27 protein-coding genes and 1 pseudogene are annotated in these 25830 nt (G+C 64.1%); 13 read left to right on the top strand and 15 right to left on the bottom strand.

Going from position 1 to position 25830, the window contains the following annotated elements:
- Positions 1 to 73: 73 nt before the first annotated feature.
- Positions 74 to 1324, bottom strand: coding sequence for an ABC transporter substrate-binding protein (locus BJG93_RS19435; protein ID WP_051374277.1), 1251 nt, complete (start codon positions 1322 to 1324; stop codon positions 74 to 76).
- A 408-nt stretch (positions 1325 to 1732) separates the two neighbouring features.
- Here BJG93_RS19435 and BJG93_RS19430 point away from each other — a divergent pair, with 408 nt between their 5' ends.
- From BJG93_RS19430 to BJG93_RS19420, 3 genes are all read left to right on the top strand, one after another.
- Positions 1733 to 1945 (top strand): hypothetical protein, encoded by a 213-nt coding sequence (locus BJG93_RS19430; RefSeq protein ID WP_027195932.1) that lies wholly within the window; start codon positions 1733 to 1735, stop codon positions 1943 to 1945.
- 259 nt (positions 1946 to 2204) lie between these two features.
- Entirely contained in the window at positions 2205 to 4079 is a 1875-nt protein-coding gene (locus tag BJG93_RS19425; protein WP_027195931.1) for a sulfatase-like hydrolase/transferase, read from the top strand.
- A 913-nt stretch (positions 4080 to 4992) separates the two neighbouring features.
- Positions 4993 to 7140 (top strand): molybdopterin-containing oxidoreductase family protein, encoded by a 2148-nt coding sequence (locus BJG93_RS19420; protein ID WP_027195929.1) that lies wholly within the window; start codon positions 4993 to 4995, stop codon positions 7138 to 7140.
- A 271-nt stretch (positions 7141 to 7411) separates the two neighbouring features.
- On the opposite strand, the gene BJG93_RS19415 is transcribed toward BJG93_RS19420, so the two are convergent.
- Positions 7412 to 7831 (bottom strand): winged helix-turn-helix transcriptional regulator, encoded by a 420-nt coding sequence (locus BJG93_RS19415; protein WP_027195928.1) that lies wholly within the window; start codon positions 7829 to 7831, stop codon positions 7412 to 7414.
- A 188-nt stretch (positions 7832 to 8019) separates the two neighbouring features.
- Between BJG93_RS19415 and BJG93_RS19410 the strand changes: the two genes are divergently transcribed.
- The 3 genes from BJG93_RS19410 to BJG93_RS19400 all read left to right on the top strand — a co-directional run bounded on the left by BJG93_RS19410 (position 8020) and on the right by BJG93_RS19400 (position 9756).
- Complete coding sequence (locus tag BJG93_RS19410) at positions 8020 to 8892, top strand: NmrA family NAD(P)-binding protein (RefSeq protein ID WP_027195927.1); 873 nt, start codon at positions 8020 to 8022, stop codon at positions 8890 to 8892.
- A gap of 79 nt (positions 8893 to 8971) precedes the next feature.
- Positions 8972 to 9343: a DoxX family protein gene (locus tag BJG93_RS19405; RefSeq protein ID WP_027195926.1), complete on the top strand. Its 372-nt coding sequence runs from the start codon at positions 8972 to 8974 to the stop codon at positions 9341 to 9343.
- Between the two features lie 149 nt (positions 9344 to 9492).
- A complete protein-coding gene (locus BJG93_RS19400) occupies positions 9493 to 9756 on the top strand; it encodes a hypothetical protein (protein ID WP_027195925.1) in 264 nt (87 codons plus the stop codon).
- A 232-nt stretch (positions 9757 to 9988) separates the two neighbouring features.
- Here BJG93_RS19400 and BJG93_RS19395 read toward each other — a convergent pair whose 3' ends face one another.
- From BJG93_RS19395 to BJG93_RS19370, 6 genes are all read right to left on the bottom strand, one after another.
- Positions 9989 to 10756, bottom strand: a complete 768-nt coding sequence (locus BJG93_RS19395) for an AraC family transcriptional regulator (RefSeq protein ID WP_027195924.1) — start codon at positions 10754 to 10756, stop codon at positions 9989 to 9991.
- 159 nt (positions 10757 to 10915) lie between these two features.
- Positions 10916 to 12208: an FAD-dependent oxidoreductase gene (locus BJG93_RS19390; protein ID WP_027195923.1), complete on the bottom strand. Its 1293-nt coding sequence runs from the start codon at positions 12206 to 12208 to the stop codon at positions 10916 to 10918.
- Positions 12205 to 12480, bottom strand: coding sequence for a (2Fe-2S)-binding protein (locus BJG93_RS19385; RefSeq protein WP_027195922.1), 276 nt, complete (start codon positions 12478 to 12480; stop codon positions 12205 to 12207). The genes BJG93_RS19390 and BJG93_RS19385 overlap by 4 nt, the downstream gene beginning before the upstream one ends.
- Positions 12473 to 13621, bottom strand: a complete 1149-nt coding sequence (locus BJG93_RS19380; RefSeq protein ID WP_027195921.1) for an NAD(P)/FAD-dependent oxidoreductase — start codon at positions 13619 to 13621, stop codon at positions 12473 to 12475. The genes BJG93_RS19385 and BJG93_RS19380 overlap by 8 nt, the downstream gene beginning before the upstream one ends.
- Positions 13618 to 14574, bottom strand: a complete 957-nt coding sequence (locus BJG93_RS19375; RefSeq protein WP_027195920.1) for a 4-hydroxyproline epimerase — start codon at positions 14572 to 14574, stop codon at positions 13618 to 13620. Before BJG93_RS19375 ends, BJG93_RS19380 begins: the two co-directional genes overlap by 4 nt.
- Positions 14575 to 14792: 218 nt before the next feature.
- The gene (locus BJG93_RS19370; RefSeq protein ID WP_027195919.1) at positions 14793 to 15527 is read right to left on the bottom strand and encodes a response regulator transcription factor; all 735 of its coding nucleotides are present in this window, start codon (positions 15525 to 15527) and stop codon (positions 14793 to 14795) included.
- 291 nt (positions 15528 to 15818) lie between these two features.
- Between BJG93_RS19370 and BJG93_RS19365 the strand changes: the two genes are divergently transcribed.
- Both BJG93_RS19365 and BJG93_RS19360 read left to right on the top strand, forming a co-directional pair.
- Positions 15819 to 17120, top strand: coding sequence for an MFS transporter (locus tag BJG93_RS19365; RefSeq protein ID WP_027195918.1), 1302 nt, complete (start codon positions 15819 to 15821; stop codon positions 17118 to 17120).
- 114 nt (positions 17121 to 17234) lie between these two features.
- Positions 17235 to 18695: an MFS transporter gene (locus tag BJG93_RS19360; protein WP_027195917.1), complete on the top strand. Its 1461-nt coding sequence runs from the start codon at positions 17235 to 17237 to the stop codon at positions 18693 to 18695.
- Positions 18696 to 18717: 22 nt separating this feature from the next.
- Here the strand turns inward: BJG93_RS19360 and BJG93_RS19355 are convergent, their stop codons facing one another.
- From BJG93_RS19355 to BJG93_RS19330, 6 genes are all read right to left on the bottom strand, one after another.
- Positions 18718 to 18990 carry a hypothetical protein gene (locus BJG93_RS19355; RefSeq protein WP_027195916.1) on the bottom strand — a complete coding sequence of 91 codons (273 nt, stop codon included), beginning with the start codon at positions 18988 to 18990 and terminating at the stop codon, positions 18718 to 18720.
- 79 nt (positions 18991 to 19069) lie between these two features.
- Positions 19070 to 19504, bottom strand: coding sequence for a DoxX family protein (locus BJG93_RS19350; protein WP_027195915.1), 435 nt, complete (start codon positions 19502 to 19504; stop codon positions 19070 to 19072).
- Between the two features lie 102 nt (positions 19505 to 19606).
- The gene (locus tag BJG93_RS19345) at positions 19607 to 20014 is read right to left on the bottom strand and encodes a VOC family protein (protein WP_027195914.1); all 408 of its coding nucleotides are present in this window, start codon (positions 20012 to 20014) and stop codon (positions 19607 to 19609) included.
- A 34-nt stretch (positions 20015 to 20048) separates the two neighbouring features.
- Positions 20049 to 20519, bottom strand: coding sequence for an RbsD/FucU family protein (locus tag BJG93_RS19340; RefSeq protein ID WP_027195913.1), 471 nt, complete (start codon positions 20517 to 20519; stop codon positions 20049 to 20051).
- Positions 20520 to 20594: 75 nt separating this feature from the next.
- On the bottom strand, positions 20595 to 20876 hold the full coding sequence (locus BJG93_RS19335) for a hypothetical protein (protein WP_027195912.1): 282 nt from the start codon (positions 20874 to 20876) through the stop codon (positions 20595 to 20597).
- 23 nt (positions 20877 to 20899) lie between these two features.
- Complete coding sequence (locus BJG93_RS19330; RefSeq protein WP_027195911.1) at positions 20900 to 21268, bottom strand: nuclear transport factor 2 family protein; 369 nt, start codon at positions 21266 to 21268, stop codon at positions 20900 to 20902.
- 207 nt (positions 21269 to 21475) lie between these two features.
- Between BJG93_RS19330 and BJG93_RS19325 the strand changes: the two genes are divergently transcribed.
- The 4 genes from BJG93_RS19325 (at position 21476) to flhC (ending at position 24394) form a co-directional block, all read left to right on the top strand.
- The gene (locus tag BJG93_RS19325; protein ID WP_082194580.1) at positions 21476 to 22324 is read left to right on the top strand and encodes a helix-turn-helix domain-containing protein; all 849 of its coding nucleotides are present in this window, start codon (positions 21476 to 21478) and stop codon (positions 22322 to 22324) included.
- Between the two features lie 45 nt (positions 22325 to 22369).
- Complete coding sequence (locus tag BJG93_RS19320) at positions 22370 to 22906, top strand: GNAT family N-acetyltransferase (RefSeq protein WP_027195909.1); 537 nt, start codon at positions 22370 to 22372, stop codon at positions 22904 to 22906.
- Positions 22907 to 23489: 583 nt separating this feature from the next.
- Entirely contained in the window at positions 23490 to 23810 is a 321-nt protein-coding gene (gene flhD, locus BJG93_RS19315; protein ID WP_027195908.1) for a flagellar transcriptional regulator FlhD, read from the top strand.
- 14 nt (positions 23811 to 23824) lie between these two features.
- Entirely contained in the window at positions 23825 to 24394 is a 570-nt protein-coding gene (gene flhC / locus BJG93_RS19310) for a flagellar transcriptional regulator FlhC (RefSeq protein ID WP_027195907.1), read from the top strand.
- Positions 24395 to 24567: 173 nt separating this feature from the next.
- Here flhC and BJG93_RS36440 read toward each other — a convergent pair whose 3' ends face one another.
- A complete protein-coding gene (locus BJG93_RS36440; RefSeq protein WP_407675331.1) occupies positions 24568 to 24882 on the bottom strand; it encodes a hypothetical protein in 315 nt (104 codons plus the stop codon).
- A 234-nt stretch (positions 24883 to 25116) separates the two neighbouring features.
- On the opposite strand from BJG93_RS36440, the pseudogene BJG93_RS19300 reads away from it, so the two are divergent.
- Positions 25117 to 25758 (top strand): annotated as a pseudogene (locus BJG93_RS19300) (aldolase/citrate lyase family protein); the annotation flags it as partial.
- Positions 25759 to 25830 lie beyond the last annotated feature (72 nt).

Genomic DNA, 25830 nt, shown 5'->3' with positions numbered 1-25830 from the left:
ACGCCAGCTCGCACCGTTCGCCGCGAACCGTTCGTGCGCCAGTCTGTAGCGGATCTCAATTGCCACCATCGCATTACTTACCTAGCGACTGATTGGCCTTTTCGGCTGCCGCGTTCAGCGCCGCGGCGGGTTGAGCTTTTCCCAGGTAGACGGATTGCATCGCATTCGACACGGCCTTCCCGGTGTCTTCCCAGCCAGTGACAGCCGGTGCGAAGCGCGCGTTCGGCAACAACGCGATGAACGCTCGGGTGTCCGGGCCATTGAGCGCCGGATCGCTAGCTTCAGCCTCCGTCGTGGGCAGGAAGCCTTCCTTCTTCGAGAATTCGACGCGCGGGCCCTTTGTGAAGAGGAAGTCGAGAAACTTCCAGGCGCTCTTTTTGACCCTGGAGTTCTTGAACATCATGATTGAATCGGTCACCGCATAGGTGGCCTGCGTCGTTCCGCTCGGAATGGGATCGATACCGTACTTCAGGTCCGGTGCGTCCTTCGCGATCTGCTTCGACAGTAAGGGCAAAGAGATAACCATCGCCACACGCCCCTGCTTGAACAGGTTCTGTACGCCTTCACGGCTATACCCGGTGACCCCCGCTTCGGTCAGACCTTCGTCGATCATCGTTTTGTACAGCGTTGCGGCTTTCACGCCAGCCTGCGAATTGAAAGCAGCCTTGCCGTCCTTGCCGATCACGTCTCCGCCGTAGCTCCAGAGTGCATAGTAGAAGTAGACATCTGTCTCGATTTCTTTGCCTTGAAGACCAAAGCCCGCGATTCCCATCGTTTTCAGCTTCTTCGACGCATCGATCACGTCGTTCCACGTCTTCGGACCATTCGGATAACCAGCTTTCGCAAGCAGGTCCTTGTTGTAGTACAGCGCGCGTGTCGAAGCAGCGATCGGCAAGCCATACACCTTCCCTTTGATTTCACCCGGCGCCAGTATCTGGCCAATGAAGCGGTGCTTGAAGCTCACGTCCATGTAGCCATCAAGGGGCTCGGCGACGTCGTCCTTAACGAGGTCCAGCAACCAGCGAGTACCGACAATCGCCAGGTCCGAGTTCGCGCCACCCATGATGTCCGTCTGGAGCTTCTGTTGCAGCGTGTCCCAGTTTACTTCTTCGACCTTGATTGTCGTACCGGGGTAAGCTTTTTCGAACTCCTGAGCCATCTTGTTGAAGTATGGGCCAGTCGCGTCACTGTAGTGCGAGACGGTGATCCGGACCGTGTCGGCGTGTGCCGCTACTGCAATACCTGCAAACGCAAGCCCTGCGGCAATGTTGCTCAGCGTGAAAACCACAAGTACATGCTTGCGCCGGAGAATCAGCCTGCTCATGGGTCGCTCCCGCTTGTGCGCCCTTGCCCCATAGGCAGGGAGCGCTCCCTCTAGAATAGTCCGGGCCAGCACGCGGCCTCCGCCATTTTCCCGCGTAAGAACAAGATGGCGGGGAGCGCTGGGAGACGGCAACACGCCGGAAACCGCGCCTGCTGCCGGGGTCGTCAATGTCGCTGACTGGTATCAGGCATTGCGTTTAATGCGAGCTATACGCGATAACGTTACTTGTCGGGCAAGTGACTGATTCCCAAACGAAGCTCGTGAGTAACGGTTTGATAACCGCCCATCGTAGCAGCCGCCATGTGAGTTTTCCCAGCAAATAGGCTCGGCTTTGGCCTTGGCCCGACACAATGAGCTGCTGATTGCTGCTGTCTATGCCGGTCGCGTCATCCGCCGCTCGAGCTTCTGGTGAACGTCGGTCAGGGCGCGATGAAAAGTGTGGAAGCTGCGGGCGGTTGCCTGAGTCCATTGCTGGGCGGATCGCTTGCCAGCCGCTTCGGCTACCCGAATGCTTTCATTGCGCTTGGAAGCCTCGCGTTTATCGCTGGCTCTGTGGATCACCCAAGGCGCGACGAACTGGACAAAATGGCCGACGTCGACACCTCGGCGTTGTTTTCATAGATTTTCCGCCTTGCATCAGCAACAAAAGATGCGAAGCAATGGCGGGTATGTCTTGAAAATCCTCACTACGATCAGTGACATAAGTTAAAACGAATTTTTCCCTTATACGTCGCGAGTTTCGCCTATTCTTAGTTTGGCTTTCGACCGGTTCTTCTAAAAGACGGTCGGATTAGCTGGATTCGTCGTATCAAACGAAAGTGAACTGAAGCTCGTAAGGATTATTGAAATTTCCCAATTCATTTACTTAGGGCTACAAACCATGGACAGACGAGAATTTATCAAGAAGACGTCGGCCGTCGGCGCAGCCGTCGCTACGGCCAATGTCACCGCTCAGGCCGCGGATGGCACGCAAGGCGGCGACTCTTCGAACAGCAAGCCTAATATTCTGTTCATCCTGCTCGACGAGATGCGCTTTCCTCGCGTCTTCCCGGACGGCATCACCGATGTGCGCGGCTTTCTCAAAGCCTATATGCCGAAAACATTCGATCTGTGGAGAAAGGGTGTCAAATTCTCGGGCCATTACACGGCGGCTTCGGCATGCAGCCCGGCGCGTGCCGCGCTGGTCACAGGACTCTATACGCAGCAGAACTGGCTGCTAACAACTATTCTGGATTCGCCAGATACGAGGGTATCGATACAACCGGTGCTGCGCCGCGAGTATCCGACCTACGGGAAAATCCTCCAGTCGCTCGGCTATTTGACGCCGTACATCGGCAAATGGCATTTGTCGATCGTGCATAAAGGGCCACGCCCGCTCTCGCTGTATGGTTTCGAGGGCATGACGTATCCCGATCCGACCGGCAGCAACCTGCAAGGCACGATCGGAAATCCGGGAGAAGGCTATCTGAGCGATGCGAATATCGCGGACCAGGCAACGCAATGGTTGCAGGGACGCAAGCCGGGCGATTCACCGTGGTGCCTGACTGTCGGCTTCATCAATCCGCACGACAAGGAGTTCTTTCCCGCAGGCACAGAGTTCAAGCGCTTTACCGCGTTGTTCAGTTCAAATCGGTACAACCCGAACGGCTATACGCAGTGGGTCGATTACACCAAGGGGCCGCCTGCTTACGACTGGGAATCGAACCCGCTGCGCAGTCCGCCCCGGCTCGACTATCCGGCGACTGCGCCCAACTGGGAGTCCGGCTCTCAACTGGCAGCGAACAAGCCGCCGATGCAAACCTTCAACCGCACGATTCAGGAAGCCGTATGGGGCGGTGTCCAGGATACGCGTGGTACCGACTTCGAGATCACGGCTTATCCGGTCAATCCGAACTATCCGCCGCCGTCCGTGACCAGAGGCATCGCCAAGGCGCCTTTCCATTACTGGAAGCGAGGCCTCGATTCGTACACGCAGATCATGTCGATCGTAGATGCGAAGATAGGCGCCGTCGTCGACGCGTTACCGCACGCTGTCGCGAGGAAAACGATCATCATTCTCACGTCGGATCATGGCGACTATGCGGGCGCGCACGGTCTGATCTCGGGGAAGACCGGGACGTGCTACGAAGAAGCGTTCAACGTCCCGCTCATCGTGGTCGATCCGACCGGGCAGTACAACGGCGATCTCGACACCGTGCGCGGCGCGCTGACGTCGTCAGTGGACATTCTTCCGCTGCTCGTCACCATCGGCAACGGAGGTCAACGGAACTGGCTGACCGGGGACTACGCTCAGATGTACGGCAACCGGCACGACCTGCTCCCAATGTTGAAGAGTTCGAGCGCGCCAGGCCGGCCGTATGTCGTCTTCTCGTCGGATGAGACCGTGCCCGAGAGCCTGAACTTCAACAATGCGGCGCCGCACATCATCGGCGTCAGGACCGACAGCGGCAAGCTGGGAACGTACTCGCACTGGGCGCCGTCCACCACGACGATCACCGGTTCGAGCGACCTGGAGTACTACGATTACTCGACTGAGCAGGGAAGGCTGGAACTCGATAACCGCTACCGCGACCCCGCAGCGCAGGCGCTCCATGATCAGTTGATATCGGACATTCTTCCGAACGAGTTGCAAGCGCCTTTGCCGGGCTATCTGGTCGCAGCGCAGAATCTCGCACACGCGCGATACCTCGAGTACGTGCAGTTGATCAACAGCGGCGGCAATTTCGAGCTGCCGTTCAAAATTGGGGATGTGTGAACGCGTTGACCGCTCGGCGAGCCGGCTCCGCCACATTGAAGAAGCGCACGAGGCCAGGCCGGCGATGACGATTCATCCAGCCGTCATCCACACGCATGCGCTACGCGGCGGCAATGAAGCGATCACCGTTCCATCGGCGGCGACAACGAGCCTTGAGGCGCCGTGGCCTGCCGCGGCGCGATTCGCGAGCCCGCGGCGTCGCTGTCCGAAGGATTGATGGCCACGATGGCGGTCGTCGACTGATACATCGTCTTGACGCGAAAGCGCCAGGGCCCGCGCTGTTCTGCTCGAGGATCGCGGGCGTTCCGCGTAAAAACGCTTGCCGCGATCGCGGTCGCGTTCCTTGTGGCGTGCGGCTCGCGAACGGACGTATTTCGCATGACAGCCTCGCCATGTGCAGTCGAGTTGCTCGAAGTGTACGACTGCGCAGCCTCTACGTCAGCTTCGTGTTTGCGAGTAGGACCCACACACGCACGAAATAGCCCCGTGTAGATCTGGCCCAATGGAGCAGCCGCCAGCGGATCGCACCTCGTACATTTGCTCGGCAGTGAAACGTCGCTTTGGTGCCCTCTTTTATCCCGCTCACGTCGCGTTCGCTGACGTTCGTATCGACCTCCGATCTTCGTGAGGGCGCGCTTCTCGTGCGACGGGCCGTCGCGAGGCCCGATGCGCCTGTCGGGGCGCCGCATGCCGGACTTGCGGGCCGCGGCACTCGCAACAGGTCGCCGGCCTATTTGCGAAAATATGAACGTCGTTTATGATATAGAATGAATGGCCGCAGTCTGGCGGCGATCTAACGCTAGTCATATGCGGGTGCTCTGTCATCTCGCAGGTGTCCGGCTCGGCTTTAACCTTTACGCCGAAAGTTGTGGGTGGTTACGAGGTGTGGGCCACACTACAGGAGGAGTTCGCCGTGCCACGCGAAGCCGTCACCGCCTGCCGCATCTGCGCCGGCAACTGTTCACTGCGCTTGACCCTGGACGACGCCGGACGCGTCGTTGCTGCGCGCGGCGACCGCGACAATCCGCTCACGCGCGGCTACGCCTGCATCAAGGGCGCGTATCTGCATGAGGCGCATAACAGCGCGGAGCGGCTCTTGCACCCGCTGAAACGGCAACGCGATGGCAGTTTCGTGCAGATGCCGCTTGACGTGATGTTGGCCGAGATCGCGGCGCAACTCCAGACCCTGATCGAGCGCCACGGCGCCGATGCGGTCGCAGCCTTTCGCGGCACCATGAACTACTCTAACCTCGCCGCCAATCATATGTTGCCCGCCTTCCTCGCGGCGCTGGGTTCGAATTCGTTTTTTTCTACAATGACCATCGACCAGTCGGCCAAATGGGTGGCATTTGAGCGACTGGGCGGCTGGGCTGCCGGCAAAGATCCGTATGCGCTCGCCGACGCGCTATTGTTCGTCGGCACCAATCCGCTGGTGTCGCTATCCACGTTCAACTTTGCATTGCAGAATCCGGTCAAGCAGCTCCACGAAGCGAAGGAGCGCGGCCTGAAGCTGGTGGTGATCGATCCACGAGAGACAGAGACCGCCCGCCATGCCGATGTCTTCCTGCAGGTGCTGCCGGGCGAGGACCCGACCGTCCTGGCGGGCCTGCTGCGCATCATTCTGTGCCGCGGCTGGCACGATGCTGAATTCTGCGCGCGCTACGTCAAGGACCTGCGACGACTGGCGCGCGCGGTCGAGCCGTTCACGCCCGAATACGTCGCCCAGCGCGCCGGCGTAAGCGTCGAAGGGCTCGAAGCCGCCGCTGCGGCCTTCGCGGAACCCGTCCGGGAGGCCGGCGGCCTGCGCCGCAAGCGCGGCTCGGCCGCGTCGGGAACCGGGCCTAACATGGCGCCGCACTCCAATCTGGCTGAGCATCTGGTCGAATGCCTCAACGTCGTGTGTGGCCGCTTCGCTCGCGCCGGCGACCCTGTACCGAATCCCGGCGTGCTCGCCCCACGCTATCAGCGCCGCGCCGAAGTGATTGCGCCACGCCGTTCCTGGGAATCCGGTTGGAAGAGCCGTGTCGGCGGCTATGGCATGCTGTTCGGCCAGAAGATGAGCGGCACGCTGGCCCAGGAAATCACTACGCCTGGCGCCGGCCAGATCCGCGCGCTGTTGGTCGACGGCGGCAATCCAGTTAATGCCGTGCCCGACCAGCGCCGCATCGCCGATGCGCTGCGCCAACTGGAACTGCTGGTATGCATCGAGCCATTCATGACTAACACCGCGCGGCTCGCGCACTATGTGATTCCACCGAAGCTGATGTTCGAGCGCGCCGACCTGCATTCGCGCGACTACGAGTCCTACATCATGTTCCAGCCTTACGCACAATACTCGGCCGCCGTGGCGACGCCGCCGGAGGGATCCGAAGTCGTGGACGACTGGTTCGTATTCTGGGATCTGGCGCGGCGCCTGGGCAAGCCCATCCTATTCGACGACGTTCCGCTCGATATGCGCGCAGCGCCGAGCACCGACGAGTTGCTTGCGATTCTGGTTCGCCACGGCTCGATCTCCTTTGACGAACTGAAGCTGTACCCACAAGGGAAAGTCTACGAAATCGAACCGATGATCGTGCAGCCCGGCGAGCCCGGGAACACCGCGCGCTTCGACGTGATGCCCGACGACGTCGAGCGCGAACTGGCGGACGTACTGAACGAAGCGGGCGAGCCGCCGGGGTTCACGCATCGCCTGGCGGTGCGGCGCGTGCGCGACGTGCAGAACACCATGTACCACCACCTGCCTGCGATCCGCCGACGCATGCCGTTCAATCCGGCCTTTGTGCATCCCGATGACCTGGCTGCTCAAGGACTCACCGAAGGCCAGTGCGTGGCCATTGTTTCGCCGCATGGCCGCATTCGAGCTATCGTCAAAGCGGACCCCGCACTGCGCCGAGGCGTCGTGTCCATTCCGCACGGCTGGGGACCGATGCCCGATGAGGAGCCCCAGACTTACGCCGGCGCCAATCCAAACCAGTTGCTCAGCACTTCAGTTGACCTCGATCCGATCAACGCCATGCCGGTAATGAGCGCGATGCCGGTACGCATCGAAGCTATAGACTGAATTGCAGGAGAGCCCCCCTTTCGAATCGAACGGTTTGTTTTCGAGCACGAGGATGCAGCCACCCGGCAGTCCTGCCTTGCCCGAAATCTGGCGAGCGAGCGAACGAAAGACAGGACGCCACCGCAACGTCCGCCAGCTCTCGCACCTTCGCGACATTGGCCCAGCGTCGGTGGCAAGCAGACCGTTGCGGCGGATGCGATAGAACCCGCCGGGCAGCCGCTGTGGACGCGCTGCGTCACTTCATTGGCAACCCTCACATCGGGCTGGGCATCTAGCGCCGGACATCACCGGATGCGCCGTCAAAGCGGACGCGCGCGGCATCGATGTCGGGATAACGACGATCGGCCCAATCGATGAGAGCCGCCATCGGGTCCAACAGCGATTGGCCTAGTGGTGCCAGACGATATTCGACGCTTGGCGGGCTGGTGGGAAAAACATGGCGGGTGATGAGTCCGTCGCGCTGCAGATCGCGGAGCGTCTGGGTAAGCATGCGCTTGGAAATGTCCGGGATGGCTCGGTGAAGCTCACTGAAGCGCTGCGACCGCGTCGCGAGCTCCATGATCACGAGCATGCTCCATTTGTCGCCGATGCGGTCGAGCACGTCCCGAACCGCGCAGTGTGCGGGCTGGGCGTCGCCCACCTGACGTTGATATCGGCTGAATCTCTCGATCGCATTCTGAGCGGTGCTCATTCGGGTTCCCTTTAACTATTCTGGTAACAAAAAACTGCCTCCTTACGGCGCGAGGCGTAGGTCTCTATGATAGACCTGCCCTCAAACAAAGACCGTTCCTCAGGGAGCTCGGATGTCGAAGCACTGCATCCAGCCGCAGTCGCAGAAATGTTGGCGTTTAGGGGCAATACTAATTCCAGGAGAAACACATGTTTTTGGTAATGGGAATTACGGGACGCGTAGGCGGCGCAACGGCCCAACATCTGTTAGCGCAAACCAGGAAAGTACGGGCGTTGGTCCGCAATCGCGAGAAGGCTGCGAATTGGGCGGATCAAGGTGTGGAACTTGTCGACGGCGATCGGAATGATGCGGCCGCCGTAGAGAGGGCGCTCGAAGGGGTGGAAGGTGCATTTGTCATGCTGCCAGCTGTCTGGGCACCCTCGCCTGATTTCAGGGAAGCAAAGAGCGTAATCGCGAACTATGTCGAGGCGCTGACCCGGGCAGCGCCGCCGCGGGTCGTTGTGCTGTCGTCGATGGGAGCGAACAGAACCAGCGGGCTGGGTATGATCACGGCCCTGTCGCTTCTCGAGCAGGGACTGCGCCACCTGCCGTTGCCGATCGCCCATGTGCGAGCTGGCGGGTTTTTCGAGAACTTCCTTTACGGCTTGCACGTCGCCCAGGGCGGCACGCTACCCGTCTACTACACCCCGACGAGTCGGAAGTCGACCATGGTCGCGACCGACGATATCGGCGCCGAGGTGGCGACGCTGCTCACCGGGCCGGCGTGGTCCGGGCATCGCGTCGTCGAGCTTGGCTCGATGGTCAGCGCGGACGAGGTCGCAGCCCAGCTGGGCGAAGTCTTGCAGCGCGACGTCAAGGCCTTTGCCATCCCGCGGGCCGGGTGGCCAGCAGCGTTCGAACAGTTCGGCGTCCCGAAGGGCCGGACCGGACCGGCCGAAGCGATGTTCGATGCCGTCAACGCGGGCTGGATGGACCTCGGCGTCGCGGGTACGGAGCACGTAGCGGGCACGACGTCCCCTCGCGATGTCTTTGCGGCGGCCCACAAGGCCACTACGGCATGAACAGCGGAGATCGGCCAGCTCGTCGACCAGGCGGCCACACCGGTCCTCGGCAGCGCCCTCATCGGAGAAGGTAAAACGAATGTCCAAGGTTTCCTCGCGCCAGGTATTACCTTTGGTTCTCGCCGGTTTTTTCGTCGTGGGATCGCTCAGCAACATCGTCGCCCCGCGATCCATTTTTGAGGAATATCTGAAGTGGGGATATCCGCACTGGTTCCATTTCGTGACTGGTTCGCTGGAACTCATGACCGCCGTTCTGCTGGCGCGAGCACGGACGCGGCTGTGGGGCTCGGTGCTCGGCTGCACTGTGATGTTGGCTGCGCTGGCAACCGTCGCAGTCCACGGCGAATATGGACATGGGGTGGCGCCACTCGTCGTGGCGACACTATCGATTGTTGTCGGTTGGATTGCTTGGCGCAAGCGGCTCGCTGCCGGTTCCATGGCTCGGGCCTAAACCTTATGCGGCCATCAAGAGCTTAAAAGCACGCTGGAAGTGCTATTACCAGCCAGTTATCGGTTTCAGATCTCAGTTGGAACGGGCACAACCCATGCTGCGAACATGTCGAAGGCAGCGCGCAGGCGCTTCCCGAACAGGAGACGATCATGAAGCGGATATTGGCAGTAATCCTCGCAATTTCCCTCACCGCTGGTACTTCTGCGTTTGCGCAGACCAATACCGGCAACGCGAAGCCAGCAAACCAGGATAGTCAGAATGCGCAGCCCGGTACCGCTGGCCAGAGCATGGGCCGCGCGGCTGACACCGGCAGCGGCAAGCCCGCGAGTGGCACATTGATGCAGAAGCGCGAGAAAGCCCTGTCGCCCCAAGGGGCCTCGAACTCCAATGCGACGGGGACGATGAAACAGTGACGAAGATGCGCCAGGGGTCATGGCTGGCCAGGCGCTAATCCGGTCCTTCGTGTTTCAGCCGCTGCGACGCTTCCTGCGCAGTCGGGCAGTGCCGGGCCCAGTCCTGTCATCAGCCGGATTTCGAGCAGTGCCGCCCGCGCACTGCTGCGATTAGTCGTCCTCCAGTCCTTAGGTGGTTCGCCTGCCGCCAGGGTCGGCGTGCGCGCACCAATCATGACACGTGCGATGCCGCTCAGCTACGCAGCGTACCGTGCAGCAACATCCGGTATTCGGTCGGTGTGACGCCGACGGTCGCCTTGAATTGCCGCGTGAACGCGCTGTGATCGGTGTAGCCGCAGCGCGCGGCGACGTCGGTGACCTTGTCGTGCGAAACCAGCAACGCGGTCGCCGCATCGAGTCGCGTTTTCAACAGCACCTGGCGCGGCGTCAGATGGAACACCTTGTGAAAGTAGCGTTCCAGCTGCGCGACCGACATGTCCGCCATCGCCGCCAGCTGCTTCAGGTTCAGCGGCTGCACGTAATTCTCCTGGATCGACTGCACGACCGCGGCGAGCCGGCTGTAGGCCGGATGGCTGCTTTCGTCGGCTTTCAGATCGCGGGAGATGCCGGCGAGGCCGACCACCTTGCCGTTCGCATCGCGCAACGGCTGTTTGCAAGTCAGGCACCAGCCCGGTTGACGGCCCGGATACAGGTGCAATTCGAGCTGATCCAGCATCTGGTTGCCGACGCCGATGATCGCCTTGTCCTGCGCGGTATAGATGCGCCCGAAGCGGCGTGGGAACACGTCTTCCGCAGTCTTGCCGAGCAGCGCCGCTTTTTCCTTGAAGCCGCAGCGCGTAGCGAGCGTGCGGTTGACGAGCGCATAACGCGCGTCGGCATCCTTCACGAAGAACACGACGTCCGGCATCGCGTCGAATACCGGCTCAAGCAACCTGAAATGCGACAGCATGCCGGACAACGTCGTATCGTCCGGTTCGAGCGGATGAGCCAGCGTGTTCATCGTGCGGTTCCGTTGGGGCGTGCCTGGTTGAATGCGTTGGGTCGCGTTCGCGGATCGCTGCGCCGATACGGCCCGGCAGCGTGCCGGTGCGGTCGAATGCGGTCGATTATAGAGCCGCGCGGCGCCCGCCAATATCGACCGCGGGTAAGCGCGGAGCCGTCATGGCGCCGCTGTCGGCGCTTCGGCCGCGCTCATCAGCGTGCCAAGTTGCGCGGGGCTGAACGGCGGACGCGGCTCGGCGGCCGGCCAGCCGAAGTACAGGCTTGCGGCCGCGCCGCAGATACGCCCCTGGCAAGGCCCCATACCGTAGCGCGTGTGCAGCTTCGCGTCGCGCCAGTCGGCGCAGCGGCGCACCTCGCCGACGCTGACGTCCTCGCAGCGGCACAGCAGCGTCGCATCCGCGGGCGGCGTGCGCGCGGCCTCGCCCAATGCGAACGACGCCGCAACGCGCGCGCCAAAGGCCCGCCAGCGCGCGCGTTGTGCGACGAGCGCCGGCAGCGCGGCGGGTAACGCATCGGCCACGCCGCTCGCGACGAGACCGGCAATCTCGCCTTCCACGCAAGCGAGCTCCGCGCCGCCGATGCCGGTGCACTCGCCCGCCGCATAAACGCGCTCGATCGAAGTGCGCTGCTGATCGTCGACGACGATCTCGCCGGCGTCGTTGATCGCGCAGCCGAGCGCCTGCGCAACCGTGATGTTCGGCAGCAGTCCGTAGCCGCACGCGACGCGGTCGCAAGCGAGCGTCACATCGCGCTCCCCGCGCCGGATTGTCACCTGCTGCACGCGTTGCGCGCCCCGCGCTTCACGCACGATGCTGCCGGTCCAGTAGCGCAGTCCCCTAAAGCCGCGCGTGAGACCGATCGCCTGACGCAGCTTCGCAGGCTCGCGCAGCAGCGACACGCCAAAACGCGCGACATCGGCCGCCCACGCCTGCTCGACCACCGCGATCACGCGCGCGCCGGCCTCGCGCGCGGTCGCGAGCGCGGCTATCAGCAGCGGACCGCTGCCGGCGATCACGATCCGCTCGTCGCGCACCGGCATGCCGCCCTTGATCAGCGCCTGCAACGCGCCCGCGCCGGTCACGCCGGGCAGCGTCCAGCCCGGGAACGGCAGAAGACGCTCGCGAGCGCCGGTCGCAAGAATCAGCCTGTCATAGGTGATCGACATGCCGCCGTGTTCGGCGGATTCGAGCAGCAAGCCTTGCGCGCCGAGCGGCGCAATCACGCGGGTCGATGGCCAGTCAGTGAAGTTGGGCTGCGATTGCAACGCCGCGAGCAACGCATGCAGCGGCGCCTGCGGCGGATGGCCGGGCCCTTGACGCCAGACCTGGCCGCCGGCGCGCGGATTGTCGTCGACTTGCGCGACCGTCGCGCCAGCGTGCGCCGCCGCCCGCGCGGCATTGAGCCCAGCCGGACCGCCGCCGATCACCACGATGTCGAAGTGCTGCGTCATACGTGTGCTGTCCCGTTTCGTGTCTGCACGCGCTGACCGTCGCGGCATAGCGTCTGGCACGCGAGCGCGTGCGCGCGGCCGTCGATCGTCACCCGGCACTCCTGGCATACGCCCATTCCGCACAAGGCCTCCCGCGGTTCGCCGCCGACCGACAGCCGCGAGCCGCTCACCCCGGCGATCGCGAGCGCCGCGGCCACGGTCGTGCCGGCTTTCACTTCGACGCCGCGGCCGTCGACCGTCAAACGGATGCGGGCCGCGTCAGTGTCAGTCATGAGCCACCTGCTCAGCAAAGCGGACCGGCAGATAAGGTTCGACAGGAATCGGCGCGGCGTGACCTGCGATCTGCGCCGCGAGCAGTTTCGCGGTCGCGAGCGAGGTCGTCACGCCGAGCCCTTCGTGACCGACCGCGAGCCACACGCCGGACGCCGAACGACAGGTAACGTCGGACGCGAATTCGCCGGCCGGTCCGATCAGCGGCAGGCCGTCCGGCGACGCGGCACGAAACCCGGTCCACGCGCGGACGCCGCTGAGCGTCGGCAACCGCGGCAGATACTGCGCGGCGCGTTGCAGCATCTGCGCGAGCACCGGCATCTCGACGGTGGGATCGATCGTTCCGAACTGGCGCGACGAGCCGATCAGCAGTTGCCCGGTAGGACGCGGCTGCGCGTTGAACGCGACCGACGTGCCGGTCGCGTGATGCGCGCTCTTGATATAGCCAAGTTCGAGCAGTTGATGACGCAGGAGCTCCGGGTAGCGGTCGGTGATCAGCAGGTGACCTTTCTTCGGCTGCAGTGGCAGCGGCAGCAACTGCGCAGCCCCGAGGCCGTTCGCGACGACCACGTGAGCCGCGCCGATGCGCTCGCCACTCGCCAGCGTCACGCCCCCCACATCGATCGATGCGACCGGCGCACCGAGCCGCACGCCGATGTTCGCCGCGTGCGGCGACTGCGTGAGCAGCCATTCGGCGACGGTCGGCGCATACACGATGCTGTCGTGCTCGATGCGCAAGCCGCCCGCCATCGATGCGGCGAGCGCCGGTTCGCAGGCACGCAGTTCCGCCGCGTCGAGCAGTTGCGCGGCGACGCCTTGCGCCGCAAACGCCGCTTGCATCGCGCGCGCGGCTTGGCACTCTTTGTCGTCGGCGGCGACCCATAGCGTGCCGCAGCGCGCGAAGGCGTCGCACCCGCGCAGCTGCGGCGCGAGCTCGAGCCAAAGCTCGCGGGAATAGCGGCTAAGCGCGAATTCGGCGGGCGAGTCGTTCATCACGACGATATGGCCCATGCCGGCCGCCGTCGCGCCGCCGCCGATGCGCTGCGCGTCGAGCACGTCGACGCGCAGGCCGAGCGCGGCCAGTTCCGCCGCGCACGCGGCACCGACGATACCCGCTCCGATGATCAGCACGTCCGGACTCATGCGGTACGAATACCCCACACGAAAGGATCACGCTCGTCGAAGCACAGCCGTCCCTCGGCCATGATGTGCGCGTGACCGGTGATGGTTGGAATCACGTGGATGCCGTCGCCCGCCGCGCGATAGCTCGCCTCGAACACGCTGCCGATGATGCTCTGCTGGCGCCACACCGCGCCCTCGGCGAGCTTGCCGTCGGCCGCGAGACACGCGAGCTTCGCGCTGGTGCCGGTGCCACACGGCGAGCGGTCGTACGCATTACCGGGGCACAGCACGAAGCTGCGGCTGTCGAGGCCCTCGCGGGAAGCCGGTCCAAACAGCTCGATATGGTCGATCAGCGCGCCGTTCGCGCCGGTGATGTTCTGTGCGATCAGCGCGTCGCGGATCGCCGAGCTGAACGCGGTAAGGCTCGCGATGTTCGCCGCTTCGAGCTCGTGCCCGTGCTCGGCGACGAGGAAAAACCAGTTGCCGCCCCAGCCGATGTCGCCGGTCAGCACGCCGTAGCCCGGCACATGGACCTGCACCGCCTTGCGGTGGCGATACGCGGGTACGTTGCGCACGGCGACGCTGCCGTCTTGGTTCAGCGTCGCCTCGACCACGCCGACCGGCGTTTCGATGCGGTGACGTCCCGGCCCGATCCGCCCCATGTGGGCGAGCGACACGACGAGCCCGATCGTGCCGTGCCCGCACATGCCCAAATAGCCGACGTTGTTGAAGAAGATCACGCCGGCCGCGCAGGTCGGATCGTCGGGCTCGCAGAGCAGCGCGCCAACCACCACGTCCGAGCCGCGTGGTTCGGTGACGATGCCGGCGCGCCAATCGTCGAAGCGCGTGCGGAACACGTCGAGCCGTTGCGCGAGCGTGCCGCCGCCCAGCGCCGGGCCACCCGACACCACGAGGCGGGTAGGCTCACCGCCGGTATGCGAGTCGATAATGTTGAGGGTTTTCATGTCGCCCATGGTAGGAATAGCGGGCCCATGGGTCTTGGTGCGCGTGCGCGCGGATTGTGGCGATTTCGGCATAACCGCGCGGTGCATGATCCGCGGCACGCGCAGCGCGCGAAACCGGCCGAGATTCGGTATCGCTCCCGGCAGCACACACGTGAGGATAATGAACACCGCTGGCGGGCACGACGGGCTGCAACGCGGATTCCAGCATATCCCTGAGCGCCGCGACCTTACGGCCTCCGCGCCGACTGCCCAGGTTTACTCCCGGACGTCTGTTCGCCGAGCCACAGCAACCGGTAGCCGCTCTTGTACACGGGCTCCAGCCGGACACCATTATGCGGCTCCAGCGCGAGCAGCAGACGCAGCCGCGAAACATGACTGTCGATGGTCCGCGTGAATTCAAGCAGTTCGCGGCCCCACACGGTCTCGAAGATATGCTCGCGCGACATGACGCGGTCGATGTTGGAAAACAGCAGCGCCGCGATCCGGTACTGCGTGGGCGACAGCGGCACCGGTTCGCCGCGCAGCGCGACTGCCCCGCAAACGGTGTCGAAGCGATAGGGACCGATTTCGAAACCGGTCGCCGCGCTGAAGCGATCCGGATACGCGCGCCGCAGCAGCGCCGCGACACGCGCGCGAAACTCGGCGTCGCGCAGCGGCGACGCGAGGTAGTCGTCGGCGCCGCCGGCCAGCGCGCGCACCATGCTTTGTTCCGACCCGTCGCTCGATACGACCATGATCGGCACGCGCTCACCCGCCACGCGGCGCACCGAGCGCAACAGGTCGGCGCCGGCTGACCGCGTATCCTGCCAGTCGAGCACCAGCAGATCCATCGTGGAGCGCGCTAGCCCCCTCGACATGGCGAGCCCGTTCTCATAGGCCGCGCAGAAATGGCCGGCTCTCACCAGAATCGTTTCAATCGACTGCCGCATGACCGGGTCACGCTGAAGCACAGCAACGCGCATGGGATGCACTCTCGACAAAGACACGCGGACCATTCTCGGGGGCGCATCCGGTCCCGCCCGTCGGAGCATTCTTAATTTCCGCGGCTTTCGTCGCCCAACCAGGCGCGTGCGCGGGGCTCCCGCTTTCATCCTGTAAAATCCGCGCCGGCCTCTGTCGTCAGCGCGCCCGCCCTATCCCAACGGCGCGCCGTGTCCCGTGCTCTACCCAGCGCCTGCCACACTTCTCGCCCGACGACCGCCGTATCTCCACGCGTCACGCGCGTGACTTCCAATTCATCGAACGACACAGCAATGCAAGCGACAAATCTGGGTGGAGCGCAGGCTGTCACCCCACGCCCGCTCGGGCACAGCGATTACAAGACACTCGGTCTCGCCGCGCTCGGCGGAGCGCTCGAGTTCTACGACTTCATCATCTTCGTTTTCTTCGCGCCGGCGATCGGCCAGCTGTTCTTCCCGGCGGCGATGCCGGACTGGTTGCGTCAGGTGCAGACTTTCGGCATTTTCGCGGCCGGCTATCTGGCGCGGCCGCTCGGCGGCATCATCATGGCGCACTTCGGCGACCTGTTCGGCCGCAAGCGCATGTTCACGCTGAGCGTGCTGCTGATGTCGGTACCGACGCTGCTGATGGGCCTGATGCCCACCTACGCGAGCATCGGCGTGCTCGCACCGGTGCTGCTGCTCGTGTTCCGCGTGATGCAGGGCGCGGCGGTGGGCGGCGAAGTGCCGGGTGCATGGGTGTTCGTGTCCGAGCATGTGCCCGGGCGGCACGTCGGCTATGCATGCGGCACGCTGACGGCCGGCCTCACGGCGGGCATTCTGCTCGGTTCGCTGATTGCGTCGGCGGTCAATCGCCATTTCACGCCGGCCGATATCTCCGCGTATGCGTGGCGGGTTCCGTTCCTCATAGGAGGCGTGTTCGGCATGTTTTCGGTTTATCTGCGCCGCTGGCTGCACGAGACGCCGGTGTTCGCCGAGCTGAAGCAGCGCAAGGCGATCGCCGCGGAAGTGCCGCTGAAGGCTGTGCTGCGCGATCACGGCCGCGCGGTGATCGTGTCGATGCTGCTCACGTGGATGCTGTCCGCGGCGATCGTCGTCGTGATCCTGATGACGCCGACGCTGCTGCAAAAGCAATTCCACGTCGAGCCGGCCACCGCGCTGATCGCAAACTGTGCCGCGACGCTGTGCCTGACCATCGGCTGCGTGATGGCCGGTTCGATCGCGGGACGCATTGGCGCGGGGCGCACGATTTTCGTCGGCGGCCTTGCGCTTGCGCTGATCTACTACGTGATGTTCCGCCAGTTGGCCGTCGATACCTCGCTGCTCGTACCGCTGTACGCACTGGCCGGGCTTTTCGTCGGCGTAATCGGCGCGATTCCGCTCGTGATGGTGCGCGGCTTCCCACCGGCGGTGCGCTTCTCGGGCATCTCGTTCTCGTACAACGTCGCGTATGCGGTGTTCGGCGGCCTGACGCCGATCGCCGTGTCGCTGATGATGAAGTCGAACCCGCTGGCCGCGCCCCTGTATGTCGCGGCGATTTGTGTGCTTGGCGCGCTGACCACGCTGTTCGTCAAGGACGCCCCGCGGGCGCACTGATCCGACCGGCCCCTGCGACGGCGTGCTTTTCGAGGCGCCGTCGCTAGCGAAGCGACTTCCACACTTCACGCGACCCCGAAACGTGGCGCGCTGCATCGGGTTTACGATGCAGTCATGAACTCATCCACCCCCTCCCTTTCGCCCGCGCTCGGCCGCGTTCTCGCGACCGTCAGCGTCGGCTTCGTGGTCACGCAACTCGATGTGACCATCGTCAACATCGCACTGCCGCGAATCGGCGCCGACTTGCACGCCAACGTCGCGGGCCTGCAATGGGTCGTCGATGCGTACACGCTCGCGTTCGCGGTGCTGATGCTCTGCGCCGGCGCGCTCGGCGACCGCTTCGGCGCGCGGCGCATGTATGCGTGCGGGATCGTGCTGTTCGCGCTCGCGTCGCTGGCCTGCGGGCTCGCGCTCGACGCGCCGATGCTGATCGCCGCGCGCGCGGTGCAAGGCATCGGCGCGGCCGCGATGCTGCCGAACTCGCTCGCGCTGCTCAATCAGTCGTTCGGCCACGAACCGAAGCTGCGGGCCCGCGCGGTCGGCCTGTGGACCGCGTCCGGCGCGATTTCGATCGCGGCCGGGCCGGTGGCCGGCGGTCTGCTGATCGCCGCATTCGGCTGGCGCAGCATCTTTCTCGTCAATCTGCCGATCTGCGCGGCCGGCCTGCTTGCGACGCTGCTGTGGGTGCCGCGTCCGCCAACCGCGCAGCGCGGCACGCCGGCCGCCGCTTGCGACAACACCGACGGGCAGCCGCGCGGCATCGATCTCGGCGGCCAGTGCCTCGCGATCGTCGCGCTGACCGCGTTCGTCGCCGCGGTGATCGAATGGCGCCCGCTCGGGCTCACGCATCCGCTCGTGGCCGGCGGCTTCGTGCTGGCGCTGTTGGCGGCGGGTGCCTTCGTGTTCGTCGAAGCGCGGGTCGCGCGCCCGATGCTGCCGCTGTCGCTGTTCGGTACGCGCACGTTCAGCGCGGCAGTGCTGTTCGGCGTCTGCGTGAACCTGACGTATTACGGCATGGTGTTCGTGCTGAGCCTTTACCTGCAGCGCGTGCGCGGCTACACACCGTTGCAGGCGGGCCTCGCATTCCTGCCGCTGACCGGCGGCTTCCTGATCTCGAACGTCGCGAGCGGCTGGGTGATCGGCCGCTTAGGGGTGCGCGTGCCGATGATCCTCGGGGCGATCACGGCGGGTCTCGGCTACGGCCTGCTGCATCTCGTCGACACCGACACGCCGCTCATCGGCCTGCTGCTGCCGTTCTTATTGATTCCGTCGGGCATGGGGCTCGCGGTGCCGGCGATGACCACGGCGGTGCTGGCATCGACCGAGGCGCGGCGCGCGGGTACGGCGTCGGCAGTATTGAACACGGCGCGCCAAGCCGGCGGCGCGGTGGGCGTGGCGGCTTTCGGCGCGCTCGCCGGCGGCGCGGCCGCGACGCAGATCGTGCCGGGGATGCAGGCGGCGACGGCTATTTCGGTGGGACTGCTGGTGCTGGGCCTCGTGCTTGCGTGCTTCGTGCATCCGGAGCCGCACGCGGCCGCATCGTCCGCGCGCGGGGCAAGCGCCGCAAGCAAGTAAGCGGCGTGCGTGACGCCGTCGCCTACAGCGCCGCCTCCTGAATCGTGCCGGTATCGATTGCGCGCTCGATCAGACCGTCGTTGCGCGCCTTGGCGATCGCATCGGCGAGCAGTTTCTCCGGGTCCTCGATCTCGGCCTTCAGCGTGCCGATGAATCCGGATGCATCCAGAACCACCAGCGTCTTCGCGGAATCAGCGAGGCTGATGATCACGCGATGCGGCGTCGGCCCTTCGCCGAGACTCGCGCACAGTTGCGTGACCTGGCCGCCGATCATTTGCTCGAAGTTCTGAATCATCATCTGCTCCCTTGATTGCCGCGGATCGTAGCTGCTGCGTAGCACGATGCGGGCCGCGTGGACTGCGCGCGCTCGCGCCTCACAAGCCGCCGAGACCGCCGCGCGGCGCGCGCGCGCCGTCGATGCTCAGACGCCCCGCGCCCGTCACGAACAGCAACAGGAAACCGCCCGCGATGCCGATGTTTTTCCAGAAATGGATCACCATGTCGTGCTGCAAGGCAGGGTCGGTGATATTCCAGAAGTCGTGGCCGAGCACCGCCGTCGCGACCGTATACACGGCCATGATCAGCGCGAGCGGCCGCACCTTGAAGCCGATCACGAGCAGCAGGCCGCCGAGCACCTCGACCGCGGTTGCGATCGGCGCGGCGATCTGCACGAACGGGACGCCCTTCGAATGCAGGTAGCCGACGAAGCCCGCATAGCCCAGCAGTTTCATCACCCCGCTCCACAGGAACAACACGGAAAGCGCAAGACGAGCGATGAAAATAATGCCGAAATCGACGGGACGCGACATGGGGGACTCCGTAATTGAATAAGCAGCAGACCCGAACGGACGGACTCAGTTCCCCGCCTCGCCCCTGAGCATATGTGCAATGGCGGCGATTTCCAAGCGCGCTCAGGCTGGCGGATACGTGGCGACCTCGATCAGGTTGCCGTCCGGGTCGCGGCAATACACCGACGTCATCTTGCCGCGCGCGCCGTCGCGCTCCACCGGCCCGGCCTCGATCGCGACGCCTTGCGCGCGCCAGTGCGCCTTGACGTCGTCCGGGCTCGCGGTGGTCACGAAACACAGGTCCGCCGTGCCCGGCACCGCCTCGCGCGACGTGAACCATGCGCCGGTATCAGCCGACGCAGGGCGCAGGTTGATCTTCTGATTGCCGTAGGTCATCGCCACGCGCGTGCCGCTGCGCGACGCGAACTCGATGCGGCGCATGCCGAGCATCTGCGCGTACCACGCCGCGCTGACTTCGACATCGGCGACGTTCAGAACCAGATGATCGAGACTGTCTAGCTGGAAGCTCATGATGGGTCGTGGCGCATCGAGGAAGGTGGACACACTATGCGTATGTGCGTGGCGCATCCGGCGCAAGCAACACGCCTTTCGTGAACACGAAGCAACCGTAGCCGCGCTCCTCGCCGGTCGCGATCACGCAGTACGCGCGACGCGCACGCTCGTAAAACGCGAATCGCTCGATCGACACGAACGGCACCTCGCGGCCCTCCCCCGCATTGACCTCGGCTTGTGCCTCGCGCTGCACCGCGGGAATCGTGTGCGGCTCGCCAACCACTTCCATGCGCGACGCGGGATGCTCGATGAAGGTGTCGAGCGGCAGCACCGACAGCACCGCGCGGATCGCGCGCGGCGAACTGACGCCATCCAGACGCAGCGGCTTACCGAGCACGGTATCGCGCGCGACCGCATCAGCGGGGAAGTTCGCGTCGCAGATCACGAGCTCGTCGCCGTGCCCCATCGAGCGCAGCGCATGCAGGATATCGGCGTTCAGTAGCGGGTCAAGATTTTTCAGCACGGGGTCTCCTGGTCGTTCGTTCGGAACGGGTCGCGGGGGTGGGTCGTGCGCTTCGCGCAAGATCATTGTCACGCGTTATCCGCACGACGATCGATTGTAGCAAGCACCTCTCGCGCGTTGCGGCGCTGCGCTCGCACCACATTGCCAGCGCAGCCATCCGACCACCGCGAGCAGCACGAGCCCCGCGCCGCCGAGCACCGGCTCGCGCCAGCCGAACAGTGCGACGAACATGAACGCGCGCGCGCCGCCGAGCAGCGCAAAACCAGCGATCGCGCTCGATAACGCGTCGAGCGCGGCCGCGACGCGCGACAACGCGAGATGGATTTGGGCAGGTTTCGCAGCGGCGGGCTCGTGCATGTTCGTCTCCGATGAACAGCGCCTCAGGCGCCGCCGGGGGCTTCGTCCAGGAAACCGGTGACCGCTTGCAAGCGCCCATGCGCGTCCACCACACCGAAGTCCGAGCCCTTCACGATCGCCTCGCCCGCGGGCGTCGTCAGTGCCCACGAGAACCGCACGCGATCCGCGAAGCCGTCGACGTCGGTCGTACGGCGAAACGTGTGATGGGGAAACCGCTCATGCACCGCGCGGATCATTGCGTCGATACCATCGTGGCCGGTACCCGCCAGCAGCGGGTCGCGATAGTCGGCATCGACGCTCCACGTTGCCGCGATCAACTCGCGACGGCGCGCGCCATCGGTCTCGTTCCAGCTATCGAAGTAACGGTCGATCAAATCGGTATGCGCATTCATCACAAACTCCTTGATTGGCAGAATCGAGCACTTCGCGCGGCATACGCGTTGCATGCGGCGGGCTCGGAATGAAGATTGGCTGCTCGCGTGCATTGCGTCGATTACGTGGCAGGTAATCAGGCGGATGCAGTGTCGCTCTCGCGCAATTAGCGGAGCATGACCTGACAGGTAATCGATTGCTTGCGCGCTTCGACTATGATCGATGGCATGAACACACTCTCTATTGCACAAACCGCTCCGTCATCCGCGCCGACGGTCAGTCGCTCGGTCGGCGATCTGCTGCGCGAATGGCGGCAACGGCGGCGCATGAGTCAGTTGCTGCTCGCCACGGAGGCCGAGATTTCGACGCGCCATCTGAGCTTTGTCGAATCAGGGCGCGCGCTGCCGAGCCGGGAAATGGTCATGCATCTGGCCGAGCGCCTCGAGGTGCCGCTGCGCGCGCGCAATGCACTGCTCGTCGCGGCCGGTTACGCGCCGCTGTTTCGCGAACGTCCTCTCTCCGACCCCCAGCTCGCCGCCGCGCGCGAAGCCGTCGAACTGGTGCTCAACGGACACGAGCCCTACCCCGCGCTCGCGATCGACCGGCACTGGACCATCGTGGCGACCAACAATGCGATCGCGCCGTTGCTGAGCGGCGCGAGTCCCGAACTGCTGAAGCCGCCGGTCAACGCGCTGCGCCTGAGCCTGCATCCGCAAGGCATTGCGGCGTCGATCGTCAACTGGCACGCGTGGCGCGAGCACGTGCTGGCCCGGCTGCAACGACAGATCGACGTCAGCGGCGACGACACGCTGAGCGCACTGCGCGACGAACTGGCCGCCTATCCCGCGCCGCCGGATGCAGACGCCGCCATGCCGGACGATGCAGTCCTCAGCCAGATCGCCGTGCCCTTGCGGCTGCGCACGCCGCTTGGCGTGCTGTCGTTTTTCAGCACCACCACGGTCTTCGGCACGCCGGTGGACGTTACGCTGTCGGAACTCGCGATCGAGGCGTTCTTTCCAGCAGATCGGCAAACTGCGGCGGCGCTGCGCGAGTTTGCCGAACAGCAGCGCGGGTAGCCGCTATGCGTGCCCCTTTCGCACGACCTGCCACGAACAGGTGATATGTCCGACAACGCCGACACCCTGCTCATCCGCCAGCTCGGACCCGCCGACCGCGATGCCTATTTCCAGCTTCGTTTGCGCGGGCTGAAAGCGCATCCGGCCTCCTTTGGACAAAGCTACGAGGAGGCGCTCGCGAAAGGCGCCGCGCAGTACGACTCGACATTGCAGGGTTCCGAGACGGAAGGCACGTTTCTGCTTGGCGCCTACGCGTCGGCGGATGCTCCGTTGATCGGCGTCGTAGGTCTGCTGCGCAATAAAGCCCACAAGGAGCGGCACAAGGCGAGCGTGGTCGGCATGTATGTCGCACAGGAAACGGCAGGTCGCGGGGTCGGGCGTGCGCTGCTCACCGAGCTATTGACCCGCGCGGCGCGCGTCGACGGCTTGCGGCAGGTGCAGCTCACCGTGGGGAGCCGCAACGACGCAGCGCGCAAGCTGTATGAATCGCTCGGGTTTCGGAAATATGGGTGTGAAGTCGACGCCTTGCACGTCGACGGCAGGTTCCATGACGAGGATCTGATGGCGCGGTTCCTGGCATAGCGCCTCGAATCCTTGGCGCGGGGCCGCCTGTCCGCATCTGTGCGCCTCGTTACGACCTCGTTACAACTCGGGTTCGCGCCTGGTGGAATTTGTAACCGGGGGCGGTTCCTCCCGTTACATCCTTCATCCGTCCCCCATGCGTCGCCCATGGCGAGTATTTATTACCGTCTATTCCAACGCTTTCTATTCCCTTCTAATCCCGCAGAAACTTGCCGGTCGTCCCGCGGCGGGCATTCGTCGCCTGTGCCACTTGGCAGGAGGCCGATCCAGCAAGGGTTTTCATGGATTAGAGGCAAGTCTCCAAACCCTCAAAATGCACCCCGAAGCGTTCATTACAACGGCGTGAAAATCTTACCGAAAATTCATGCATTTTTTTGAGATATTTTTTCGACAAGGGATTGCTTTCTGGTTTTACGCTTCATACAATTCGTCCCAAGCTGTTACGAAATGTAACGGCTTGTATCAAATGTTCGCGGCCTGTAGCCGAGCAAGATATAGCCGGAGGCGAGGTCTCCGGCGACGCAAAAAAGTCATAACGGCGCAAAGCCGACATGGTAATTCGGGGCTTCGGAAAACAGAGAACATGGACCGTAGCAGCGAGACGCTGGATTCAATCCGCGAGATTAACTTGTCTTACATCATGCTCGCGCAACGCATGTTGCGCGAGGACAAACCGGTCGGCATGTTCCGGCTGGGGCTGTCGTCGGAACTGGCTGACTTGCTTGTCGGGCTGTCGCTCGCGCAGATCGTCAAGCTGGCCTCTTCCGATCAGCTTTTGTGCTTTTTCCGCTTCAACGACCACGCGATGCTGTCGGCGTTGACGCAATCGACCAAGCACGCCGCAGTTGCACCGACCCACACGGCGATCCTGCTTGCAGGCCAGCCCGCCGAGCAATTTGCCTGATCGAGGTGACTGCCATGCTCAAGCGAAGCCTGACCGAAGATGCACAGGAAGTATTCCGCGCAATCGCACTGATCGAACTCGGCGCCCGCATGCAGGTACTCGAGAGCGAGTTGACGCTGTCGCGCGACCGCATGATCCGTCTGTATCGCGAGGTCAAGGGGGTGTCGCCGCCCAAGGGCATGCTGCCGTTCTCGGCGGACTGGTACATGACGTGGCTCGCGAACATTCACGCGTCGCTGTTCTACAACACGTACCTGTTCCTGAAGAACGAGGCGCGCTGCTCGCACCTGGATGCGCTGACCAAGGGCTACCGGTTGTATCTCGAACACTGTCGGCACAGCGATACAGAACCGGTGCTCGATCTGACGCGCGCGTGGACGCTCGTGCGTTTCTTCGACGCGGACATCCTGCAATTGACCAAATGCTGCCGCTGTACCGGCAAGTTCGTCGCGCACAAGCATGACCTGCAGCACAACGTGGTGTGCGGCGCGTGCCAGCCGCCGTCGCGTGCCGGCAAGACGAAGAAGGCGGCTGCCGCCCGCCAGGAAGCGCTCGACGCAGCGCAGGTTGCGCAGGCCGCCTGAGCGATCGATTCGCCCGACGCGAGACGCGGCCAGTCCGATTCAAACCGAAGCTCACAGATATCCGCGCGGTGAATGCACTGCGCGGTTTTTTTTCGCCTTCGCGCTGGGCAAACCGGCAAAACGGTGTGCCGAATTCGCATCGTGCAGGCGGTGCCGCATTACCTGCGTTGCGCCTATAAGAAACTCGATATGCACAACACGAGCCAGATTCCGTGGCTGCTCGGACTGCGGGATGCACCGGCCGCGAGCCAGTCCGGCGCATAACCGTCCGGCGCGTCCTCATTCGTCGTGTTGCGCCCCACGTTCAGATCGTCGATGGCGCGATACACGCGCTCGACGATCTCCGTGCCGATCGTCGGTTCGCGCGGGTGGTAATGCGCTGCGAGGTCTTTCGAAATCACCCGCACCAGTTCGGCGCTCGTGTCCGTCAACGACAGCAGCGCGCGCCGCTGTTCTACGGCGAAGCGTTCCTTCGGTATCAGTTCCATGGCTCCATTCGCACAAGCACGGCCGCCTGTGCTGGGCGGTCGTCTTGTGGGTACGCTGGAGATCGATCTGCGGTGCGTCGGTGCACTGCTGTACAAGACGGGGCGGTCGAGGAAAGCGGTCAGGCGGCGGTGCTGAATCATCGCGCCAATGGCGCCACCTGGCTCTCGAACAAGATCCGCGCTGCGACCAAGTCCTGAACGCCAGCGCCGTGATCCTCAGTGGCTCGTTGACGTCCGAACCGCATCCGCAGCACGCTCGCGCAACTGCAAGCGGTCGCCGCTTACCCATCGCATCCGGTGCTGCGGCCCGTGCGCAGCAATGCCGCGCTAATCAAGCAGTTGCCCGATATCGGCGCACAGAGCCTGCTGTTGCCGATGATCGAAACACCGGAGCAAGCCGCCGACGCGGTCGCCACAAGGCGCTACCCGCCGCGGGGCATTCGGGACGTCGGCAGTGCGCTGGCGCCGCGCTGGAACTGTATCCCCGACTATCTGGCGACGGTGGCGCAGGAATTGTGCGTGTTGGTACAGGTGAAGAACAAAACCGGCTTGGGTAACCTCGCCGCGATTGCGAATACAGGCAGCATAGACGGCGTGTTCTTCGGCCTGGCCCGCATCGACGGGCCTGCTCGGCAAGCCGGCCGCGCCTCGCGTCCGGGACGCGATCCGCAACGGTATCCAGACGGTGCGCGCTACGAGCAAAGCTGCCGACGTGCTGGCGCCAGACCGCGAGATTGCGATGGAATACCTCGAAGCGGGTGCGACGTTCGTCGCGGTGGGTACGGTACCGGTTTGTTCAGTAAGGCTGCTTCCGATCTGTCCGCGTCGTACAAACAGATTGCCACCCTCTCGACTGCGCCTAAAGGCGGCTACTGAAGCGCTCGCTTTGCACTGCACAGGTCCACTCGCGAGAGCGCGGCAGGACCTTGGCGGTCTGCGCCGCGCCCG

Origin of the sequence: Paraburkholderia sprentiae WSM5005 (genome assembly GCF_001865575.2) — a bacterium.
Classification (GTDB): Bacteria; Pseudomonadota; Gammaproteobacteria; order Burkholderiales; family Burkholderiaceae; genus Paraburkholderia; species Paraburkholderia sprentiae.
This window is presented reverse-complemented; position numbering and strand designations above follow the sequence as displayed.

Bases quoted from the DNA above. Each gene is read 5' to 3' on its own strand.
- BJG93_RS19435 (WP_051374277.1), bottom strand. From the start codon at position 1,324: ATGAGCAGGCTGATTCTCCGGCGCAAGCATGTACTTGTGGTTTTCACG.
- BJG93_RS19335 (WP_027195912.1), bottom strand. From the start codon at position 20,876: ATGCACGAGCCCGCCGCTGCGAAACCTGCCCAAATCCATCTCGCGTTG.
- flhC (WP_027195907.1), top strand. From the start codon at position 23,825: ATGCTCAAGCGAAGCCTGACCGAAGATGCACAGGAAGTATTCCGCGCA.
- BJG93_RS19345 (WP_027195914.1), bottom strand. From the start codon at position 20,014: ATGAGCTTCCAGCTAGACAGTCTCGATCATCTGGTTCTGAACGTCGCC.
- BJG93_RS19320 (WP_027195909.1), top strand. From the start codon at position 22,370: ATGTCCGACAACGCCGACACCCTGCTCATCCGCCAGCTCGGACCCGCC.
- BJG93_RS19425 (WP_027195931.1), top strand. From the start codon at position 2,205: ATGGACAGACGAGAATTTATCAAGAAGACGTCGGCCGTCGGCGCAGCC.
- BJG93_RS19385 (WP_027195922.1), bottom strand. From the start codon at position 12,480: ATGACTGACACTGACGCGGCCCGCATCCGTTTGACGGTCGACGGCCGC.
- BJG93_RS19395 (WP_027195924.1), bottom strand. From the start codon at position 10,756: ATGAACACGCTGGCTCATCCGCTCGAACCGGACGATACGACGTTGTCC.
- BJG93_RS19325 (WP_082194580.1), top strand. From the start codon at position 21,476: ATGAACACACTCTCTATTGCACAAACCGCTCCGTCATCCGCGCCGACG.
- BJG93_RS19330 (WP_027195911.1), bottom strand. From the start codon at position 21,268: ATGAATGCGCATACCGATTTGATCGACCGTTACTTCGATAGCTGGAAC.
- BJG93_RS19370 (WP_027195919.1), bottom strand. From the start codon at position 15,527: ATGCGCGTTGCTGTGCTTCAGCGTGACCCGGTCATGCGGCAGTCGATT.
- BJG93_RS19410 (WP_027195927.1), top strand. From the start codon at position 8,020: ATGTTTTTGGTAATGGGAATTACGGGACGCGTAGGCGGCGCAACGGCC.
- BJG93_RS19380 (WP_027195921.1), bottom strand. From the start codon at position 13,621: ATGAGTCCGGACGTGCTGATCATCGGAGCGGGTATCGTCGGTGCCGCG.
- BJG93_RS19415 (WP_027195928.1), bottom strand. From the start codon at position 7,831: ATGAGCACCGCTCAGAATGCGATCGAGAGATTCAGCCGATATCAACGT.
- BJG93_RS19360 (WP_027195917.1), top strand. From the start codon at position 17,235: ATGAACTCATCCACCCCCTCCCTTTCGCCCGCGCTCGGCCGCGTTCTC.
- BJG93_RS36440 (WP_407675331.1), bottom strand. From the start codon at position 24,882: ATGGAACTGATACCGAAGGAACGCTTCGCCGTAGAACAGCGGCGCGCG.
- BJG93_RS19355 (WP_027195916.1), bottom strand. From the start codon at position 18,990: ATGATTCAGAACTTCGAGCAAATGATCGGCGGCCAGGTCACGCAACTG.
- BJG93_RS19365 (WP_027195918.1), top strand. From the start codon at position 15,819: ATGCAAGCGACAAATCTGGGTGGAGCGCAGGCTGTCACCCCACGCCCG.
- BJG93_RS19400 (WP_027195925.1), top strand. From the start codon at position 9,493: ATGAAGCGGATATTGGCAGTAATCCTCGCAATTTCCCTCACCGCTGGT.
- flhD (WP_027195908.1), top strand. From the start codon at position 23,490: ATGGACCGTAGCAGCGAGACGCTGGATTCAATCCGCGAGATTAACTTG.
- BJG93_RS19390 (WP_027195923.1), bottom strand. From the start codon at position 12,208: ATGACGCAGCACTTCGACATCGTGGTGATCGGCGGCGGTCCGGCTGGG.
- BJG93_RS19375 (WP_027195920.1), bottom strand. From the start codon at position 14,574: ATGGGCGACATGAAAACCCTCAACATTATCGACTCGCATACCGGCGGT.
- BJG93_RS19350 (WP_027195915.1), bottom strand. From the start codon at position 19,504: ATGTCGCGTCCCGTCGATTTCGGCATTATTTTCATCGCTCGTCTTGCG.
- BJG93_RS19405 (WP_027195926.1), top strand. From the start codon at position 8,972: ATGTCCAAGGTTTCCTCGCGCCAGGTATTACCTTTGGTTCTCGCCGGT.